The sequence below is a fragment of the Staphylococcus pasteuri genome (assembly GCF_003970495.1).
Lineage (GTDB): Bacteria > Bacillota > Bacilli > Staphylococcales > Staphylococcaceae > Staphylococcus > Staphylococcus pasteuri.
On sequence record NZ_RXWW01000057.1, the window covers coordinates 1 to 20,475 of the forward strand.

Genomic DNA, 20,475 nt, shown 5'->3' on the forward strand with positions numbered 1-20,475 from the left:
AAATTAATTGTTGTAACTTTCGTTACATTATTGGAATTAACGTTGACATATTGTCATTCAGTTTTCAATGTTCATTTTGTCGCAATCTCTTACATTGTATTACTTTCAAAATCGAAAGTCAACATTTAATTAAGATTACTTTTATAAGTTTAATTGATTTAATTCATCTTCGCAATAGTAAGTTTTACACTTTTTTAACGAAGTTTTAATAAACTTAACTTGCCGTTTTTGACGACTTTTATATAATATCAACTTTAAGATTTAAAGTCAATAATTAATTTAAATCTTTTTGAATTGCTATATGTGAATTAATAACTCACAAGAAATTATTCTAACAGGATTTTTCTAAAATGCAATAGAAAAAGCGCATAAAATCTTTATTAATTTTATACGCCTTTTTACAATTGATTATTTTTGTGTAGTTGCTATTACTTTTTGTGCTATAGTTTGGTAAATTTTACCTAAACGATCTTCAGGTTGATAAATAGATGGAGAAAAGTCATTTGGATTCCAGGTTGGCTGTTCTAAAGGTAACTCTCCGAACAATTGTGTATTTAGCTCATCAGCTAATTTAGTACCTCCGCCTTTACCAAATACGTATTCTCTGTTACCTGTTTCTTTACTTTCGAAGTAACTCATATTTTCAATTACACCTAAAATTGAGTGATCAGTGTGTTTAGCCATAGCACCTGCTCTTGCGGCTACGAATGCTGCTGTTGGGTGTGGAGTTGTTACTATTATTTCTTTACTTGACGGTAACATCGAATGAACATCTAACGCTACATCTCCTGTACCAGGTGGTAAATCAAGTATTAAATAATCTAAATCTCCCCATCTTACTTCAGTGAAAAAGTTAGTAAGCATTTTACCAAGCATAGGTCCTCTCCAAATAACTGGAGCATTTTCTTCAACAAAGAATGCCATTGATATAACTTTAACGCCATATCTTTCTACAGGAATCACTTCTTTACCTTCTATACCTGGTTTTTCATCAATACCCATCATATCTGGAACACTAAATCCATAAATGTCAGCATCTACTAAACCTACTTTTTTACCTTCTCTTGCTAAAGCAACAGCTAAGTTAACGGCAACCGTTGATTTACCAACGCCGCCCTTACCAGAAGCAATTGCAATAAATTCTACTGGGTTATTTTTAGATAATAGTCCTTCTATTGTTTTAGGTTTCTCTGTGCCTTTGCCTCTATATTGTTCTACTGTATCAGCAGGTAATTCTTCAAATCTAATTCCAACAGTTTTAGCGCCGTTTTCTTTTAATACTTTAACTATTGCCATTTGAAGGTCTAATTGAGGTTGACCTCCTAATTGAGCCATAGCAATTTTGACACTTACATGTTCAATTTCTTCTTTAATAGAAACATCTACTATACCGTCTGTTTCTTTTAAAGGTACATCAATAATTGGATCTTTTAACTCTCCAACTAATTCTTTGACTTGATTTACCGTTAACAAAGTAAATCCCCCTTATTTATATTGTCTTAACTAAATAAACATATTTTGTCATTACCTAGTCTATCTTTTTTAGTATAAGACTTTTTTAAAAATAAAAAAAGAAGTTAGCTTAATTTAATAACTAACTTCTTAATAAAACTAATCCTATTAAATATCTCTAATATTTTTTGACTTATTTTTTGATTCTTTAATGAATAAAGCAAAACAAAATGCAATAACTACAAAGACTGTAACAAGTGCAAATGACACATCTACACCAGCAGCAACAGTTTGACGTTGTATCATTTCTTTACTACCTGATGTAGCAATTGTTGATCCTAGCCATTTTGAACCCATGCTCATAAAGGTTACCATTAAAGCCGTACCTAAAGAACCTGCCATAACTCGTCCAAAGTTCATGATAGCTGTACCATGTGAAATGTCGCTGTTTTTTAACGCATTTATACCAGCAGTATTAATAGGCATCATAAGTAATGAAACTGCAAACATTCTAATAGCATAAATCACAATCAAATACGTATATGATGTGTCCGCTTTTAGGAAGCATAATAAGAATGTACATATAGTTAATATTATAAATCCTGTAATAATTAATGGTCTTGGTCCATATTTATCATAAAAACTACCAGTAAAAACAGACATTAACCCATTAATAATTGCACCAGGCATAATCACTAATCCTGATAATAATGCAGATAATGCTAATGCGTTTTGTACATATAATGGAATAAGTAATGCTGGGCCAACCATGGACATCATCACAATCATTGAAGTAATTGTACTAAAACAAAATACTTTGTTACTAAATACTTTCAAATTTAATAATGGATTAGATATAGATAATTGTCTCCTAACAAATACTAATATAATTAAAACACTAATGATTAATGTACAAATAATAACCGGGCTACTAAAGCCTAAACTACCTGCACTACTAAATGCATATAACATCATACCGAATCCTAATGTTGAATATACAATTGAGCGTTTATCAAGTTTCGTTTTCTTAGTATCGTTATAGCTTGAGATAAAAATAAAACCAAAGATAAGTGCAACTAAAGCAATACCTACAATAATAATGAATGGTACTCTCCAACTCACATGATCAATAATCAAACCTGTAAATGTAGGTCCAATCGCTGGCGCAAACTGAATAACTAATCCAGCAAGCCCCATTGCAAATCCACGTCTTTCTCTTGAGAATAACGTAAATAATGTAAATTGCATTAATGGCATTAACACGCCAGCACCTATAGCTTGAATTACTCTTGCAGTCATTAAAACCCCAAAGTTAGGTGCTATAGCAGCTACTATTGAACCAATCAAGAAAGTTCCCATTGCTGACAAATATAATGGTCTCGTTTTGATTCGATCCATTAAATATGCAGTTAAAGGAATCATGACCCCATTAACTAGCATAAAACCAGTAATCAACCATTGTGATGTATTCTCATCAACTTTTAACCCTCTCATAATATGGGGTAATGCTGTATTAAGTAATGTTTGGTTAAGGATTGCCACAAAAGCACTAATCAGCATTACAGAAACAATTAAATTCCTACGTCTTTTACTAATTTCTATATTGCTCACGTACATAATCTCCTTTATTCAGTAATAGTATACAATTCAACCAAACTTTAAATAATTATTCAAATATACTGCTTACTATTTTTTATTATTTAGATTAGTACTATCAGGATAAAATATTTCCTTACATATATATAAGAAGCCTATTATAATCATAATTACCCAAAATTTAATATCAATATAAGTGTAATGCACGTGAATAATGAAATAAAACAATACTGTAGTAACTGAGTAAGCAATTAAATGATATGTTATTCCTTGAAAATACAGATTTTGTGGGAGACGTTTTCTAAAATAGTCCATTAGATGTTCGACTGCAAATAGCGTGAAATATCCTAATACGATATAACTACCATAATAAAAAATATTGTCATAAAAGCTTTTATTATATCCAAAGTAGCCTAACTTGAAATATATGAGTAACCTACTTAACCCATATAACCCAAATCCTAAAAACATTAAAAATATCGTTCCAGAAATTATAAAAATAGTTAGAACAATAAGTGTAGATATTAAATTATAAAATTTATCTTTAAAAAACTTCATTACACTTATCCCCCTAATTTATTCAATACAAATGTATTTTACCACTAATTAATGACCTTATAAAATTATAAAAAATGAGAAGCTAACATGAAGTAAATATAAAGTATCACAAAATCATGAATTAGTCTTACCGTCGTTTAATACAAATATATGTTTAGAGCCTAAGGCACTTAAATATGCCCTAGGCTCTTTTATAGTTTAATTGCTTTGTTTTTTATATATTAATGCGCAGCTAATAATTAAAATTATTTCTACAGCAATTACAAAACTTAATATATTTTGTAGATCTGACCCAAACCAACCTGCTTTTATTGCATATAAATAGCCCATTAAAGTTGAACCTATTGATGAACCTAAATTTTTAGTTAGAGAGTAAAATGACATCATTTTCTTCATTTGATTTGGAGTCGTTTCTTCCTGAACTATAACACTGTCTTTTGTGTAAATATAACCAAAACCTACACCAGCTAAAATAACACTAAGTGCAATGAGTAATGGTAATTTTAAACCGAATAATATGATAATACTTGATACAATAATTAAAGTAAAAGCCGATAAATATAGAGTCTTTCTTGTTAAGCTTTCTTCGACTTTACCCAAATAAAAATTAAATATTGTCCAAGCTACTGAAAGCGGGAATATAACTAGGCCACTTTGTAATGGGCTGATACCTACTTTTTCTTGTAGATAAACCGGTATATAAATATTGAATCCCATAAGACATAACGCAGTTAATAAATCCGTAATAAAGACTAAAGATATTGATTTATTAAACTCGATTACTGGTAAAAATGGGTGATCACTTTTCTTTTCAACTTTATATAATAAAACAGCTACACACACTGCTAAAATCAAACTGACTATATTTAAAATGAACATCGTTTGATTTAATAAACCGTACATTAATAAACCAATAAAAATATAAAATAATGTTAAACCTTTAGCATCAAAATTAATATTTTTATTAACCTCTTCCTCTTTAAAGTTAAAGGTAAAAATAATTAATATAATCGCAATGATAGCTATAGGTAAGTTAATAAAAAATAACCAGTGCCATGTGGCAACTTCTAATATACCTCCACCAACGAGTGGCCCTACTATACTAGAAATTCCCCAAACACTACCAACAATACCCATTACTTTATATCTTAAAGGAATTTCAAAAGCTAATTTAGGTACAATTTGTGATAGAGACATAATCACTCCAGCGCCAAAGCCTTGTATAATTCTTGAAATAATTAATAATGTAAACGTATCGCTTAAACCAGACATCAAACTCCCAATACCAAATAAAATCACACCGCATATCGCAACAAACATGATTTTAAAACGTGATATAAATTCACCAACTATTGGGTTAGCAATGACTAACGCAATAAAGTAAACAGTAACTACTAACGAAATATGTTTACCTGCATTTAAATCACGATTAATACTAGGAAGTTCTAGAGATATAATAGAGGTTTCAATTGCAGCCATGAACATAATCATAATTAATGCAATGACTGTAACAATAGATCTTAATTTCATTATTTTACTCCCTTTCGTTTTCTTTCAACTCAAACAATAATATAGACTTTATGTTGATAAAACAATCGTATATTAGTATGAATTTTTGAAAATAAAAATGACGAGGCCAATCCCCGTCATTTTTGTCATACTTTTATTTCATAAAAAATAGAATGCCAATCAAATGGAAAAAAGAAGCTACCACTATAAATATGTGCCAAATCATATGGAAGTATGGACGGTTTTTCTGAGCATAAAACCAAGCTCCAATAGTATATGAAAGGCCACCTAAAACAATAAATAAAATAAATAACCATGATGTTCTTAATATGATGATAGGTGCAAAGATTACACCTACCCACCCCATTACTAAATATACAATTAAACTCAGTTTGTGATTAACATGAGTAGCCAGTGATTTATATAAAATCCCCCATACTGTAGTACCCCATAATAGTAAAAACACTAACCAACCGAGCCAACCACCAATCACATTTAATAATATAGGTGTATAAGTTCCTGAAATTGCTATATAAATCATACTATGATCAATAATTCTCAACACATATTTTTGCAATGTGTGATTAGCCATAGCATGATATATAGTTGAAGATATAAACATTAAAAATATACTAATTACAAATATAGATATACTTGTTGATAAAAGCGCGCCACCCTTATTATAACTATGAACAGCAGCATAAGGTAATATTATCATTGTAATCAGTGAGGCAACACCGTGAGATATAGAATTACCTATTTCTTCACCGAATGACAGTGGCATGATGTCTCTAAATGAACTTTTATTAGTGTTATTTTGATGTGTTTCTGAATTTGCCATTTGCTTATCCACCTTAATTTAGATCATGTTCATTCTTTTTAAATCAGCAGTAGCTGTTTCTACGCTATCTTTACCTTCTTTGTTTTTTAAAGGTAAAAATTCTTCTTCTCTAGGAACTTGTAGTGTGATAAAACTTGTACCATAACGGAATATATCAAAATAAAATAGTTCAAATTTTAAAGTTGGTTGTTCTATTACACCAAAATCTTCATCTAGTTGTTTCAGATTTTTTATAGCTATATGATACGGTAATTCTCTATCTACTGCACTCATAATAAATCCTAATTTAAAAGCATGTATTCCGATATTAGCATTTTCAAATTGATTAGCTATATTTGGGTCTAGTTCAGAGTATTCAAGTACAGTATCTTTACTATCTTTGTTTACAAGTCTTCCTACACTTTCGCCATGTTTAGGTTGAATCGTTTTAGATGTAATATCTTTATTGTTAGCAACAGTGAATCCTGCAAACATAGGATCTAATACTTTTACTAACACATTATCAATATTATTTAAGAATACATATTTCACATTATCTTGTTTCATCTTGTCAAGATAACCCGCTTTTTTAAGCGATTTAAATATACCACCATTACCATTTGGCGTTTCCATGATATGTCCAGTTTCATTTAATACAAGTTGACCCGCTTCACTTAAAGCTACAATATTATCTTGTTTAAAGAAATGAATCTTTTCAGGGTCATATTTAAAATAGTTATGTTGAGCAAAGTAATCTTTAGTAGCTTCATGATTAATATCACTTGTCATGATGTACCAATCTATCGTATGTCCACTTTGTTCTTTTAAATCAATCAATTGACGTGCCTGTAGTTCAAATAAACTAACACCTTCAATTTCAAATGAACCTTTTGGACCAGAATAACCTAATCGAGTTCCTTGACCTCCAGCCATCAATACAACAGCAAACTGCCCATTTCTAATTGCTTCAATGCCTTGTTCTTTGTATGTATTTATCGTTTTGTTATCCATATTAGACTTTACTGAATACTTAACTTCTGAAACATCCGAAGTATCATCAATTGTTTGTCTATTAACATATAAGTTGTTATACATTTTTTGAATGTCTTCTAAATCTAGCGTTTCAATTTTCTCTTCAAGTGCTTGTTTTTCATTAGTGCTCATTAATTTTTCATATTCATATATATGCTGTTGATTAAATTTCTCTAATTTGTTTTTGTCTAACATCAATTAGTCTCCTTATGTAAAATATAAATTTTCGCTCGATAACCTTATCATAAATACACTATACAATTTTTAATCATTCGCAAAAAAGTATCTCCAATAATGTATGATATCATTTACTCCAATTTGAAAAAACACATAAACAGCACCAACTGTTAATGCAGTAGCAAGAGATAAATCTACAAGCCCACCTGTTTTAAAGTTAATCGGCATTTTAATTGTGATTGGTAAAGGATATAAAAATTTTACTCCTTTAGGTGTAATCATATCTAGTATAACATGTGAAAACAAGCCTATGATAATAGCTACTCCATAATATACTGGCGTATCGATGAGATATAATAAAAAACCAATAATACCAATAAATAATAAGGAATGGGTGAATGTTCGATGTCCAAAAATAAGTCGAATGAAAAAACTAAGTAATTTAAATTTCTGTCCAATTTTACTTTGTGTATGACAAATATCTGGTAACAAACTAGAAATCACTGATAAGACAACCACTGTTACTGATGAAAATAAGTCTGTATGAAAATACTGAGTTGTTAATGCGCCTACTAATAAACCACACGATGCATGTGTCTTTCCAGTCATAATTACCTCTCCTTTAATAGCAATATTTTATCATATTTAACCATTTTATACGAACGTATTTTCGGTTACTATTCACCAAAACAACATCATTCCAATTAGTATGACTTAATTTATAAAAAGTATCACATTATGTGTTGAAAACGTTTCCAAAATAATATATGATATATGTACAAAAATAATTAAAGGATGTGTATTGAATCATGGCAATGACAGTAAAAAAAGATAATAACGAAGTAAGAATTCAATGGAGAGTTGCAGATATTAAAATACCTACAAACGAAATTAAAAATATTTATCAAGACCAAGACATCCATGCTGTTCCAAACGCTGAAGGTAGAGAAATCTCTAGAATAGGTTCTACTTTTGGCAAAACAAATCGAGTTGTAATTGATACAGCTGACCATGAATACATTATTTATACTCAAAATGATCAAAAAGTTTATAATGAGCTAACTAAGTAAACTCTAAAAATAGGTTTACTTCTGTATATATCGGGGCAATAACTTAGCATTTCATAATGTTTTAAGTTATTGTCCCCTTTTGTTTTTATTAATGCTGTAACAAGTATTATAATTTATATAAACTTAAGTAATAATAATAGTATTTAATATTAATAGAGGAGTGATATAAATGTTCGTAGTAACTAATCGTATTACTGTCAAACAGGGATTTGCTGAAAAAATGGCACCAAGATTTACAAAAGGTGGGAAAATCGAATCGTTAAAAGGATTTAACAAGATTGAAGTTTGGCAAGTAGAGAAAGATGATGACACTGAAGATATGTATGTTAACACATGGTGGGATACTGAAGAAGATTTCAAAAATTGGTTAAATAGCGATGCATTTAAAGAAGCACATCAACGTCCTAAACAATCAGATAATAAAGAAGCTTCCCCAGTTATAAAAAGTGAAATTGTAAAAGCGAATGTTCTTTCTGTTCTTAATCCTTAAACTTTAATTTATAATAAAAGCCAAGTAGATGCATTTTAAAATGTATATGTTAAGTTTTGTTACTAACACTTATACAGTTATATTAAATGACTACTTGGCTTTTTTAATTATAGAAATAGATGTGCAATTAAAGCTATGATAGGTAAAGTGATAACCGTTCTGATTAAGAAGATAATAAATAATTTCCCTATATTGACCGGTATTTTAGAACCTAGAATAACCCCACCTACTTCAGATAAATAAATCAATTGTGTAATACTCAACGCACCGATAACAAAACGAGTTATTTCGCTGTGTGCACTTTCAATTAAAATTGATGGTAAAAACATGTCAGCAAAACCAATTAATATGGTTTGAGATGCATGTGTCGCCTCGGGAATTTGAAGTAATTGTAAAAATGGAACAAAAGGTTTTCCAATATATTCAAATAGAGGTGTGTAATTAGCTATTATTGTTGCTATTGTTCCTATACTCATAACTACAGGTAAAATAACAAACCACATATCTATAACCGTTTTAAATCCTGATTTAAAAAAGTCTTTTAAACCTGGTGCTTTGATTCCAACTTCAGTTGCCATATCGAAGCCATGACCAATTGCTGTTTTACCTTCTGGCAACTGTTCAGTTCTAGCATCACTTGAAACTTCTTTTGCATATTCATCAGGAATTTTATTTAATGGCCAAATTCTAGGCATAATCATTGCCGCAATTAAACATGATATAATCACGCTTAAATAGAATAAGAAAAATTTATCTTGCATTTTAACTGTATCAGCTATAATTATCGCAAATGTAATTGAAACAACACTAAATGTCGTGGATATCACAGTTGCTTCTCTTCTAGAGTAAAACCCTTCTTCATATTGACGGCTTGTAATTAATACTCCTACTGTACCATCACCTATAAATGAAGCTAAATTATCTACTGTTGATCTTCCCGGTAATGTGAACAATGGACGCATAATGGGTCTAAATAATGGTCCCAATAGTTCTAGTAATCCATACTCCATTAATAATGGTAAAAATAATGCTGCAAATAAAAACACAGCAACTAATGTAGGTAATAGACTTGAAAATACAAGACCTCCAGTGTCTTCTGAATATATCATCTTAGGACCTATTTTCAAGAAAGTAACCCAGGCAAATATCACTGCTAACAATCTTAAAATCATCCAGCTGATATTAACATTGAATGCATTATACATTAAACCTGTTGGATTCAATTTACTTTTTAAAACTGTAGAACAAAGTAGTGTTAATATTGCTGATAATGTAATAATTGTGACGATAATAATAGGCATAGCATCACCGACAACATCTTTTAACCAATTGGCTAAAAATGCGACAGGTAATGTTGTTTGCTTTTTGCCATCTTGTTCAACTGGTATAGGAATTAAAAATAGTATAATTCCGATAAGCGACATTGTAATAAATTTTATTCTACCTTTAATAATCTCTTGCTTAGTGTGTCCATTCATTTTATGTCATCCATTTCTCTCTATTTATAATTGCAATTTTATGTATTCATCCATTTCAATAAAATTATTGAATGTTTTATTAATATATATACACTTTTATGAATAATTAAGTATTTATAACTATACTCGATTTATGTTCAAAGCGCAATGATATTTCGCTAATTATTATTATTTATCCATTAACAATCAACGTATGATTAACTTCAAATTGAAAATGCACCAAGCAACATCATACGATGCTGCTTGGTGCATCTTATTAATTTATGCTGTACTGTTCGTTCAATATTACATTTTTCTTAATAGGAATAAGAAATATGGCGCACCGATGATTGCGATAATGACACCCACAGGAATATCTAACGGTGGATGTATACCTCTTGCTAAACCATCGCCAAATGTTAATAATATTGCTCCAATAAAACCTGACATAATAACAACATGCATATTTTTATGTCCGACTAGTTGTCTAGCAATATGTGGTGAAATTAAACCTAAGAAGCTAATACCACCCACAACTGCAATAGAAGCTCCTGCTAGCATTACAGATAAAATAAGTAACACCATTTTTAACAGTTTAACTCTTGCACCTAAAGCTAAAGCAACATTATCTCCTAAACCTAAAATATCTAATTGATGACTAAGAATTAGAATAATCGGAAGTGTAATTACAAACCAAGGAACAATAGATAAAAAGTTCGAAATATTATGTCCATATAAACTTCCTGTTAACCATACTAATGCATTATTTGCATCCATAGGATTTCTAATTAATAAAAATTGTACGATAGCTGTACAGATAGCACCAATAGCTAAACCAATTAAAGCTAAGTTAGAACCTTTGACATCAAATTTAGAAATCAAGAATGATAAAATCAAACTAATAATTAATGCACCAAAGAACGATCCGATTGGCAATACTGCTAAGGGTGCTGATGGAAATAGCATAATGATAATAACTGCTGCTAAACTTGCACCTTTAGATATACCTATTACATCAGGAGAAGCAAGAGGGTTTCTAACAACGCCTTGAATTACTGCACCAGATATCGCTAAACTACATCCGATAATCAATCCCAATAAAGTTCTTGGAATTCTATACTCATTCAAAATAAAATTATCTTGTGTAAATATACCTTGTATTGCTTCAATAGGATTAACGATTACTGAACCCACACACAAACTAAATAAAGTACTTAGTATTAATAGTATAAATACAATGCTATATCTAATCATATGCTTCTTTTTTGTCATATGCGTTTCACCCCTCTAACAGTAATTAATAAGAAGTAAAATGCACCAACGAAAGAAGTTACTATACCTACAGGTGACTCAAATGGATAAGTGACTAGTCTTGATAACACATCTGAGAATAATAATAAATCTGCACCAATGATTATAGTGAGCGGAATCATTAAAATATAGTTATTATTGATATAACGTTTTACTATGTGTGGCACAATTAACCCTACAAAACCTATTGGACCAGCAATTGATACTGATAAACCTGCTAATATAACAACTAATAAACCTAATATTAATCTAACGACTTGAATTTTCTGACCTAGTCCTTTAGCAATATCATCACCTAATTCCATGATTGTTAATTGACGTCCCATAAGCATAGTGATAATCATTGCTACAATTAACCATGGTGAAATGACAATAATTTCTGGCCATTTCACGCCAGACAATGAACCTACTAACCAAAACATAACAGATGAGTTTGAATCTTCATTTAATAAGATAACACCTTGTGTCATACTACTAAAAAATAAATGGACTGCCATACCAGCTAGTGCAAGTTTGACTGGTGTCATAGATCTAGTTGAACCTGACAAAGTATACACGGTTAAACCACCTAGAAATGCACCAATCATTGCTAATATCATTGAATAATTTTCAAGAGCTGGCACAAGAACAGTGATTAGTACAATGACAAAAGATGCCCCACCATTAACACCAAATATTTGTGGTGATGCTAAGGGATTTCGAGTTATAGATTGCATTAATAGTCCTGCTAGACCTAAAGCGCCACCTATTAATAATCCTGCTAACATACGAGGCATTCTTGAATTATGTATTAAAAATGTCTGTTCCGTATCCGTATGTCCTGTAATATAATGAACAATATCTTTAAATACTATATGAGAAGAACCAATCGCTAAATTTAAATAAATACAAATAAAAAGAAAGCACACACTCACAATATATGTGAGTGTAGTGCGTTTTCTTTTATTTTGTAATATAGCGGATTGACTACTTTGATGCTTCATAGTCATAATTTTCCACCTTACTTATCTTCTTTATTTTGATCCTTTTTAGAAATTTCTACTAATTCTTTGGCCATTTCTTCAGAAGAAATTAAACCACGCGCTCTTGCCCATAGGTCTCTGTCTACAACACTTACTCGATCATGTTTAACTGCATCTAATTTTTTCCAAACTGGATCTTTTTGCATTTTTTTGAATGTTGGTTCATCTGGACTTGCTTTATCAGTCATAACAAACATACGTCCAGGATTAACATCTAATAATGTTTCAGAACTCATTTCAAGATAAGGTCCTTTTAAGTATTTACTTAAACCTTTAGTTACTTTAGGAGTTAAGGCTTCTTTGAATCCTAATTCTTTTAAGAACTGACCTACATATGATTCACTTGGATGTCCTAAGAAACTTGATTTTGCTGCTACAGCTGGTAATACTTTTTCATCTTTGTTGAATTTAATTTCTTTTTTGTACTTAGCAATTTTCTTGTCATGTTCTTCTAAACGTTTGTCGCCTTGTTTTTCTTTACCTAGTGCTTTAGCGATTGTTTTGAAAGCATCTATATTATCATCGTAGTCACCATCAAAGCTTTTCAATTCTATTGTCGGCGCAATTTTACTTAAATCTTTGTAGATACCTTTATGTCTGTTGCTATCTGCAATGATTAAATCTGGTTTTAATTTACTAATTTTTTCTAAGTTAGGTTGTTTACGTGTACCTACTGAAGTATAATTTCCAATTTTATCTCTAAGTGGTTTGATAATACGTTCTTTTTTATTATCATCAGCAATACCCACTGGTTTTACATTCAATGCTGCTAATGCATCAACAAATGAGTATTCAAGTACAACTACTCGTTTAGGATGCTTAGGTACTTTAGTAGTGCCCTCAGCGTGTTTAATTTTCACACCATCTTTAGGTTCTTTACTACTAGAGCTATTTGAACTGTCGTTATTTCCACAGGCAGTAACTAAAATTAAAGCAAATAATATGCCAATTATGCTAAAAATCTTTATTCCCTTCATGATTCCACTCCTTATTGTATGTATATGCTTTCATATAACAGTTTATTGATAACGATTATCATTGTCAACATACTTTTTATAATTTTTGAAATTAATTTGAGTCCTCTGAATACATTTTAAATATATATTACTTTTCGTATTAATAATTAGATGGAATTGGATTTTTTAAGAGAATAAAAAAAGAGTAATCAACACTGTGTGCAAATTTAACCAAGTTTGCATGTGTCGGTACTCTTAATTATTAAAATTTATATTTAATTATGATTTATGCATTGAACATAAAGACTGATTAAAACTTTCTATGAGGGTTTCTACTTTTGAATCTAGTATATAAACTTTTTCAAGATTTTTATTATACATTGAGCGTGATAATGCTTCATAACTTAATTCGAATTGAATCATATCACCTACTTGATAATGATCCTGATTATTTAAATCAATCATTAAATGGTCACTAGACGCACCCAATATATGAATATCATTTGCAATCGGAGTAATGTGAGTCGTATCTGTATCTATATATCCAATATCAACAATAGCTTGTAAATATGATTGATTTGTTATGTGATTTAAACGTGGTTTAATTTCTATAACTTCCGCTTCAAGTACAATGGTATTTTGATATAAATGTGCTACTGGTTTATCTGTAGTAGTATCGACACCTCTAAATAGTGTTTCTCCTATTCGTAATTCATTTATTTTACCTAAATCATTATACATTGTTAACGGTAACATACTTGAGTTGCCACCTGAAACGATGGTCATACGGTAACCTAATTCTCGTTCTATAGCACTAACAAATTTATTTATCATAAACACATCATCTTCAATTGGTAATTTTGATTTGAAACACATGAAGTTAAATGATACTCCTACCAATTGAATATAAGATAGTTGTAAAATTTGTTCAATATATTTTATGACATCATAAGTTAGTATGCCTTCTCTACCATCTTTCCAATCAACCATTAAAATCACTTGATGTTTTATATTTAGTTTTTTAGCAATACGATTGATTTCAAAAATAGTGTTTAATTCAGTTTGTATACTTATTTTTGTACATTGAATCATGTCAGCTAACTTAGATTGTTTTGTGGATCGTAATATAGTATAAGAACAATTAAAATCATTTAATTGACTGATATTTTCTAATCTGGAATCTGCGAAATGTGTGATTCCTAAATCAATTAATTTTTGTACAATTTGTCTATCTCCAGCTATAGATTTAATCACTGGTGTAAAATGTATTTGCTTAGAATCTAAAATTGTTTGAAGTACTTTGGCATTATATTGTATTTTTGATAAATTTATTTTTAAATTTGCCATGTACTACACCTCTTTTTTTATTGGATTGTCCAATTCTGTATTTAAATACTTTTTAACTTTATTTTCCATTCTCATACTTAATAATGCTTTAACTGAAATCGTTGAACCAAATAGTACTTGATATAATGCATGCGCATGATTTTTATTACTATCAATAGCTGATTCTACTTCTTGTTGCACAATCTTAAATAAGTTATTCTCATTAACAAAATCATATTGATTAAAATGATGGATTAATTCAGCCAATTGATTTTGAATCACTGCATGTTGGAATTTAGCTATAACCGCTTCAATATTTTCAGCTATTAAACTTTCATTTGTTATTTCAATGTGGGGTAATTTTTGCTGAAGCGTTTTGATATCTATACGTGATCCACCTAGATCTCTTACTAAAAATGTAATTTGATAGTTAGGCCCAAGATTAACTATTGTATTTTGCATATGAGCTTCTAATGCAATACCGTAATCTTGAATATACGCAATGAGTGGTTTCACTAAAGTACGTGTATATTCACGCATAAAACGTTCAATATTATCTTTAGTAAGTTCATTATCCAGCCATTTGATATAACTATCTACAACCACCTCAAGATCAACTGGATTACGATTAACTAAACTCGCACTGACAATAGTTGAACCTACTTGATTTAATTCTGGTTTTTCTCGAATAATACAAGCGAGTTGTCGAGCTAAATCAGGATCTGTATTAATATATTCTCCAAATGGTTCTGCAGCTACTTTTAACTCAGGATAAATATTTAGCATATCTTGTAATGCATAACTTAATTTCGGACCATCTACAGTTGTTACAGTAGATACAGTTCGTACAGCACTAGTAGCTTGAACATTTACTGGAAGCTTAACATGGAAAGGTCGTTTTAATAATTCCATAGTTCTAAATGATAATGTTGCTTTTGAATCTACTGTAAATGGAGTTGGGATTAATATTTTTTCACTTATCCACGTTTTAAATTTATCTCCAATCACATGGTCATACTGCCAAGGGTGGACAAATATTGCTCTATAGTCATCCACATTCAAATCAAAAGGATTTAAAAAATGTTGTATTTTATCTTTTAATTCTGGGATGACATTATTTATTATAAATTGGTCATCCCCTTCCATGGATGTCGTAACCATTTCCGAAGAAGAAACTAGCATAATATGTAATGGTATAATTTTTTCAAATTCCGGTGAATATCTACGAATCTCATCCTTAGTCAGCGGTAATTTCGTTTTAGTTAGAGGGTGAGTTGGATGTCCTTCAATAACTAAACTTTCTGAATAACTTAAATCATCAGTAGTATCATTAGCATTTAAATGTTGTAACCAAGTAAAGAAGTTTATAGTATCTGGTAACATAGAAAATTTCATACTCTGATGTATAAGTGATTTTCTATTATTGAATTGTTTATATGTTTCGACAAAACTGTCTCTACTATGAATTAATTCTCGGTATAAACGATCAGATATTTTGATATCAAATTGGTCATTTAATATTTTTAGTAGCTGTTCTAGGTTACTAATTTGGATTTTTTGTTCAGCACATTGATATGTAAACTGTCCATCAAATACATATCTTTCCAACATACTTTTTCTTAAAATACGACCAGTTAATACACGGCCATGATATTGTAACTCAATGTTTTCAAATGATTTATTTATTTTGGCATCTTCTGGACATATCTGTTCTTTGATGATTGCATTCAATATCCGATGCTGAATATTTTCATCCGCAAGTAACCATTCATTGCGCTCCATTATGAAATTCCTCCAATTTTAGTAATTCGTTGCATTAAGTAAAAGATGACTGAAATAGCTACAGTACTAATGCCCATAATTAAAAATGTATTTAATACACCGAATTGATCCGCAAAGAAGCTCATAATTAAACTTCCTAAAGGTATCATGCCGCGATCCATCATAACAATACTTAATACCTTACCCCTTTCGCTATCCTTAACACTATTTTGGAAATAAACTCTATTGGTTGTTCTTGCCCATTGACTAAACAATCCAATTAACGAAATACAAATAAACATCACAACTAAATTGTGAATAATAATTCCTAATAATGCTAAGCCAAATAGAAAAGAACTCAAATAATACATTTTTACTGCATTAATATGATCAAGTATTTTAGGTAAAATAATAGTGGCCACAATACCGCCTATCGCACAACAAGTCATAGCTATACCAAATATTTCAGATTGACCTGGAAATACATGATTTGTAAGAACAGGTAAAATTGTCGTATAACAAAAACCAGTTGCCATAATTAATAGAGATGTGATAAAGATTTTACTTGCTTCTAAATTGTGTTTGAAATAATTCATCACTACTTTAAGTGACATCTCTTTATTATTTTTACCTAATTCTGTTGCTTTAATATGAATCGGTATACATAGACCAACTGCTAAGAGATAGCAAAGTGCTTGGGCTAAAAACGTTGTTGGTGCATGATAAGCTGCTAATATAACACCAGCAATTGCAGGACCAATTGAACGGCAAATATTGATAATAAATGAGTGGAATGAGACAGCTTGTGTTGTTGTAATTTTATTAGATAACTCTGGTAAAACGGCTTGTCTAACCGGTGTTTCAACAGCACTTAACATTCCACGTAACGTAGCATATATTAAGATAAAATACACAGGAATATTATCAATGGTATAAGTTAATACACATAATATTGCTGTAACTAAAAATGATGAAGATATTGTAATACGTAATAAATTTCCTTTATCATATTTATCAGCAATAGAACCAGCCCATACACTTAATATTAAAATCGGTACGAGTCGGCAAAAATTAACTAAACCTAAATAAACTGCGTTATGATATGTAGTAAGCACAAACCAGTTGAGACCGATTTGCCCAATCCAATTCCCCAAAAACAGAAGAAATGAACTGGAAAAGAAAAATTTTGCCATAAATTTCACCTGTCTTTTTAATTGATAATAATAATCATTATCATTAATATGGATTATACAAATCTTATTAATTTTTGTAAAATATTTTTTTAGAGGTGAAATATGAATTCAATTAAAAACACAAATAAAAATAATTTATATATGACTAAGGATGAGCAAGATGCATATGATTTCTTAAGTCAATCACATCCAGAATGGGCAAACCATTTTATTAATCAAATTGCTAATGGTCGCGATAAGGTTACACAGCGATTAGTTACATCTATACATAGAGAAAATCTTGTTCATGGTAATGATCATAGTAGAATACTTAATTCTGATAAAATTGAATCCTTACCTTGCGAAACTACTAATGTTTTAGAAATAGAATTTAAGTCTGCACAAAAATTACTATATGCCCCTATTAGTGGTCAGCATGCTTTCAATCGTGTAGATGTGAAAGGTCCATTTTTTTATAAATCTAATACAGAATCAGATCAGACATTTCATCGCGTAGAACATCCAAATGATATTCTAGATTGGATATTAATTGAAGCACCAGAATTAAATAATGAGGCAAGTAATCAATTTAAAGATGATTTAAATAATAGTGCGGCTAATATGATATTCGCAATGAGCTACCAGTCGTATTCAATGCAAGACGAGTCAAGAACTTTATTCGACATTATAAAAAGTGATGAGGACAGCTATTTACGATCTGAACAAGCTGTTATAGAAGGTCACCCACTACATCCCGGTGCTAAATTGAGAAAAGGTATGAATTCAAATGAAACATTTATGTATTCATCAGAATTCTCACAACCTATCTCGCTTAAAGTAATACTGATACATCATCGTTTTTGTAATGTTCAATCATTATCAATGTCATATAACGACACTATTAAGCAATTGTTCCCAAGTATGTATCAAAAACTTCAAGAGGAAATGCAACAACATCATCAGCTTAATATAGATGATTATCAAGTTATGATTGTCCACCCTTGGCAATATGATGAAGTTCTAGACCGAGATTATCACGATGAAATTGCTCAACAAATGATTATCAAATCACAATATACTTTACCTTATTATGCCGGTTTATCATTTAGAACATTAATGCCTAAAGCGCCTAATAGTGACCCACATATCAAACTATCAACCAATGTTCATATCACAGGAGAGATTCGTACATTGTCTGAACAAACAACACATAACGGACCTCTTATGACAAAAATTTTAAATCAAATTTTAAATAGTGATGCAACATTCAAACCGTATGATTCATCAATTGTTGATGAAATTGCTGGCATTCACTTTTATAATTCTCATGATCAAGACCCGTTACAAACAGAACGTAGCGAACAACTAGGTACATTAATCAGAACAAATATTAATAATCAACTTAAAAATGGAATAATATCTATGATTCCATCTAGTTTAGTATCTTATTATCCATACAATACAGAAGCACCAATCGTATCTCTGATAAAGTTATATCAAACTCATTATCAACATACGTCATATGAAAGTGCTGCTCGAGCATGGATGAAAGAATATAGTAAAGCGCTTTTAGGTATTGTAATGCCGCTATTAACCAAATATGGAATTGCGCTTGAAGCACATTTACAAAATTCAATTGTTCATTTTAATGAAGATGGTTCTTTAAATCACTTATATGTAAGAGATTTTGAAGGATTACGCATTGATAAAGCATATTTAAATGATATGGGATATTCAACAGATGATTTTCATGAAAAATCTCGCATTTTAACTAACTCTAAAACAACTGTATTTAATAAAGCATTCTATTCAACAGTACAAAATCATTTAGGTGAGTTAGTATTAACTGTTGCACAATCATCAAATGTTAATGATTTAGAAGCAAATATTTGGAAAGATATTGCAACTATCATAGAGCAAATTTTAAACGATATTACTCATATTTCAGAAGAAAGAATTTCAGAAATCAAAGACGTTATGTTTGCCAAAACGATTGATTATAAATGTGTTACAACGATGCGCTTAGAAGATGAAGCACATGAATATACTTATATTAAAGTGAACAATCCATTACATGTTTAATGTATAGAATTTATAACAGTTGTCAGGTTGTCATTAATAAATTATATAACAAATAAAAGAATCCGAGAGACACTCATATGAAGGTCTCTCGGATTCTTTTATTTAATGATTGTTCAACCAACTAACTTGAATGACAGATTATTGTAAACCTTGTCTGTCGTTATTGTTGTTGTTTTGGTTGTTATCTTTTTCATGTTTTTGTTGCCATTCTTTTTTAGTCATTACATCGTCAACTTGCATGTTAACTTCTACAACTTCTAAACCAGTAATATATTTAACTTGTTCTTTAACTAAGTCTGTTACTTTACGGAAGATTTTAGGTGCTGATTCACCATATTCTAAGATTACTTTTAAGTCGATTGCAGCTTGTTTTTCGCCAACTTCAACTGAAACACCTGTTGTAACGTTATTACCACTTGAGAAAGCGTTAGTAAAGCTATCAGTGAATCCGCCTTTCATGTCTAAGATACCTTTAACTTCACGAGCTGCGATACCAGCGATTTTTTCAACAACTTCATCAGAGAAAGTTAATTTATTTTCAAATTGTGGTTGTTGATTTTCTTGTTGTTGTTTTTGTTGTTCTTGTTTTTCTTTTTCGTTAACACCTGTTTGGTTATCGTATGCTTGTTTTGCTTTATTGTTATCTACTGCCATTTTGCATTCTCCTTTATCAATAAAATGTTT

Annotated in this window: 18 protein-coding genes; 3 read left to right on the forward strand and 15 right to left on the reverse strand. The window is 30.2% G+C overall.

Annotated features, from left to right (window positions below; genetic code table 11):
- Positions 1–408: 408 nt before the first annotated feature.
- The 7 genes from salA to CD121_RS07940 form a co-directional block, all read right to left on the reverse strand.
- The gene (salA, locus tag CD121_RS07910; protein ID WP_017638499.1) at positions 409–1,473 is read right to left on the reverse strand and encodes an iron-sulfur carrier protein/transcriptional regulator SalA; all 1,065 of its coding nucleotides are present in this window, start codon (positions 1,471–1,473) and stop codon (positions 409–411) included.
- Positions 1,474–1,620: 147 nt separating this feature from the next.
- Entirely contained in the window at positions 1,621–3,063 is a 1,443-nt protein-coding gene (locus CD121_RS07915) for an MDR family MFS transporter (RefSeq protein ID WP_126567841.1), read from the reverse strand.
- A gap of 75 nt (positions 3,064–3,138) precedes the next feature.
- Complete coding sequence (locus tag CD121_RS07920) at positions 3,139–3,606, reverse strand: SepA family multidrug efflux transporter (protein WP_126567843.1); 468 nt, start codon at positions 3,604–3,606, stop codon at positions 3,139–3,141.
- Between the two features lie 198 nt (positions 3,607–3,804).
- On the reverse strand, positions 3,805–5,136 hold the full coding sequence (gene sdrM / locus CD121_RS07925; protein ID WP_126567846.1) for a multidrug efflux MFS transporter SdrM: 1,332 nt from the start codon (positions 5,134–5,136) through the stop codon (positions 3,805–3,807).
- A gap of 133 nt (positions 5,137–5,269) precedes the next feature.
- Complete coding sequence (trhA, locus tag CD121_RS07930; protein ID WP_070453743.1) at positions 5,270–5,956, reverse strand: PAQR family membrane homeostasis protein TrhA; 687 nt, start codon at positions 5,954–5,956, stop codon at positions 5,270–5,272.
- A gap of 18 nt (positions 5,957–5,974) precedes the next feature.
- Positions 5,975–7,162, reverse strand: a complete 1,188-nt coding sequence (locus tag CD121_RS07935; RefSeq protein ID WP_126567848.1) for a UTP--glucose-1-phosphate uridylyltransferase — start codon at positions 7,160–7,162, stop codon at positions 5,975–5,977.
- Positions 7,163–7,231: 69 nt separating this feature from the next.
- The gene (locus CD121_RS07940) at positions 7,232–7,753 is read right to left on the reverse strand and encodes a metal-dependent hydrolase (RefSeq protein WP_017638493.1); all 522 of its coding nucleotides are present in this window, start codon (positions 7,751–7,753) and stop codon (positions 7,232–7,234) included.
- A gap of 200 nt (positions 7,754–7,953) precedes the next feature.
- Between CD121_RS07940 and CD121_RS07945 the strand changes: the two genes are divergently transcribed.
- Both CD121_RS07945 and CD121_RS07950 read left to right on the forward strand, forming a co-directional pair.
- Positions 7,954–8,214 carry a SunI/YnzG family protein gene (locus CD121_RS07945; RefSeq protein WP_017638492.1) on the forward strand — a complete coding sequence of 87 codons (261 nt, stop codon included), beginning with the start codon at positions 7,954–7,956 and terminating at the stop codon, positions 8,212–8,214.
- Between the two features lie 169 nt (positions 8,215–8,383).
- Complete coding sequence (locus CD121_RS07950; RefSeq protein ID WP_017638491.1) at positions 8,384–8,704, forward strand: heme oxygenase; 321 nt, start codon at positions 8,384–8,386, stop codon at positions 8,702–8,704.
- Positions 8,705–8,811: 107 nt separating this feature from the next.
- Here CD121_RS07950 and CD121_RS07955 read toward each other — a convergent pair whose 3' ends face one another.
- The 7 genes from CD121_RS07955 to CD121_RS07985 all read right to left on the reverse strand — a co-directional run bounded on the left by CD121_RS07955 (position 8,812) and on the right by CD121_RS07985 (position 17,730).
- On the reverse strand, positions 8,812–10,182 hold the full coding sequence (locus tag CD121_RS07955; protein WP_017638490.1) for a YjiH family protein: 1,371 nt from the start codon (positions 10,180–10,182) through the stop codon (positions 8,812–8,814).
- Between the two features lie 285 nt (positions 10,183–10,467).
- Positions 10,468–11,433 carry a FecCD family ABC transporter permease gene (locus CD121_RS07960; protein ID WP_017638489.1) on the reverse strand — a complete coding sequence of 322 codons (966 nt, stop codon included), beginning with the start codon at positions 11,431–11,433 and terminating at the stop codon, positions 10,468–10,470.
- Positions 11,430–12,461 carry a FecCD family ABC transporter permease gene (locus CD121_RS07965; RefSeq protein ID WP_017638488.1) on the reverse strand — a complete coding sequence of 344 codons (1,032 nt, stop codon included), beginning with the start codon at positions 12,459–12,461 and terminating at the stop codon, positions 11,430–11,432. The genes CD121_RS07960 and CD121_RS07965 overlap by 4 nt, the downstream gene beginning before the upstream one ends.
- 11 nt (positions 12,462–12,472) lie before the next feature.
- Positions 12,473–13,471 carry an ABC transporter substrate-binding protein gene (locus tag CD121_RS07970; protein WP_070453731.1) on the reverse strand — a complete coding sequence of 333 codons (999 nt, stop codon included), beginning with the start codon at positions 13,469–13,471 and terminating at the stop codon, positions 12,473–12,475.
- A gap of 258 nt (positions 13,472–13,729) precedes the next feature.
- A complete protein-coding gene (locus tag CD121_RS07975) occupies positions 13,730–14,797 on the reverse strand; it encodes an alanine/ornithine racemase family PLP-dependent enzyme (RefSeq protein WP_029055878.1) in 1,068 nt (355 codons plus the stop codon).
- A 3-nt stretch (positions 14,798–14,800) separates the two neighbouring features.
- The gene (locus CD121_RS07980) at positions 14,801–16,558 is read right to left on the reverse strand and encodes an IucA/IucC family protein (protein ID WP_126567850.1); all 1,758 of its coding nucleotides are present in this window, start codon (positions 16,556–16,558) and stop codon (positions 14,801–14,803) included.
- A complete protein-coding gene (locus CD121_RS07985) occupies positions 16,558–17,730 on the reverse strand; it encodes an MFS transporter (RefSeq protein WP_029055876.1) in 1,173 nt (390 codons plus the stop codon). Before CD121_RS07985 ends, CD121_RS07980 begins: the two co-directional genes overlap by 1 nt.
- Before the next feature lie 102 nt (positions 17,731–17,832).
- On the opposite strand from CD121_RS07985, the gene CD121_RS07990 reads away from it, so the two are divergent.
- Positions 17,833–19,791, forward strand: coding sequence for an IucA/IucC family protein (locus CD121_RS07990; protein WP_126567853.1), 1,959 nt, complete (start codon positions 17,833–17,835; stop codon positions 19,789–19,791).
- 138 nt (positions 19,792–19,929) lie between these two features.
- Here the strand turns inward: CD121_RS07990 and CD121_RS07995 are convergent, their stop codons facing one another.
- A complete protein-coding gene (locus CD121_RS07995; RefSeq protein ID WP_017638482.1) occupies positions 19,930–20,445 on the reverse strand; it encodes an Asp23/Gls24 family envelope stress response protein in 516 nt (171 codons plus the stop codon).
- Positions 20,446–20,475 lie beyond the last annotated feature (30 nt).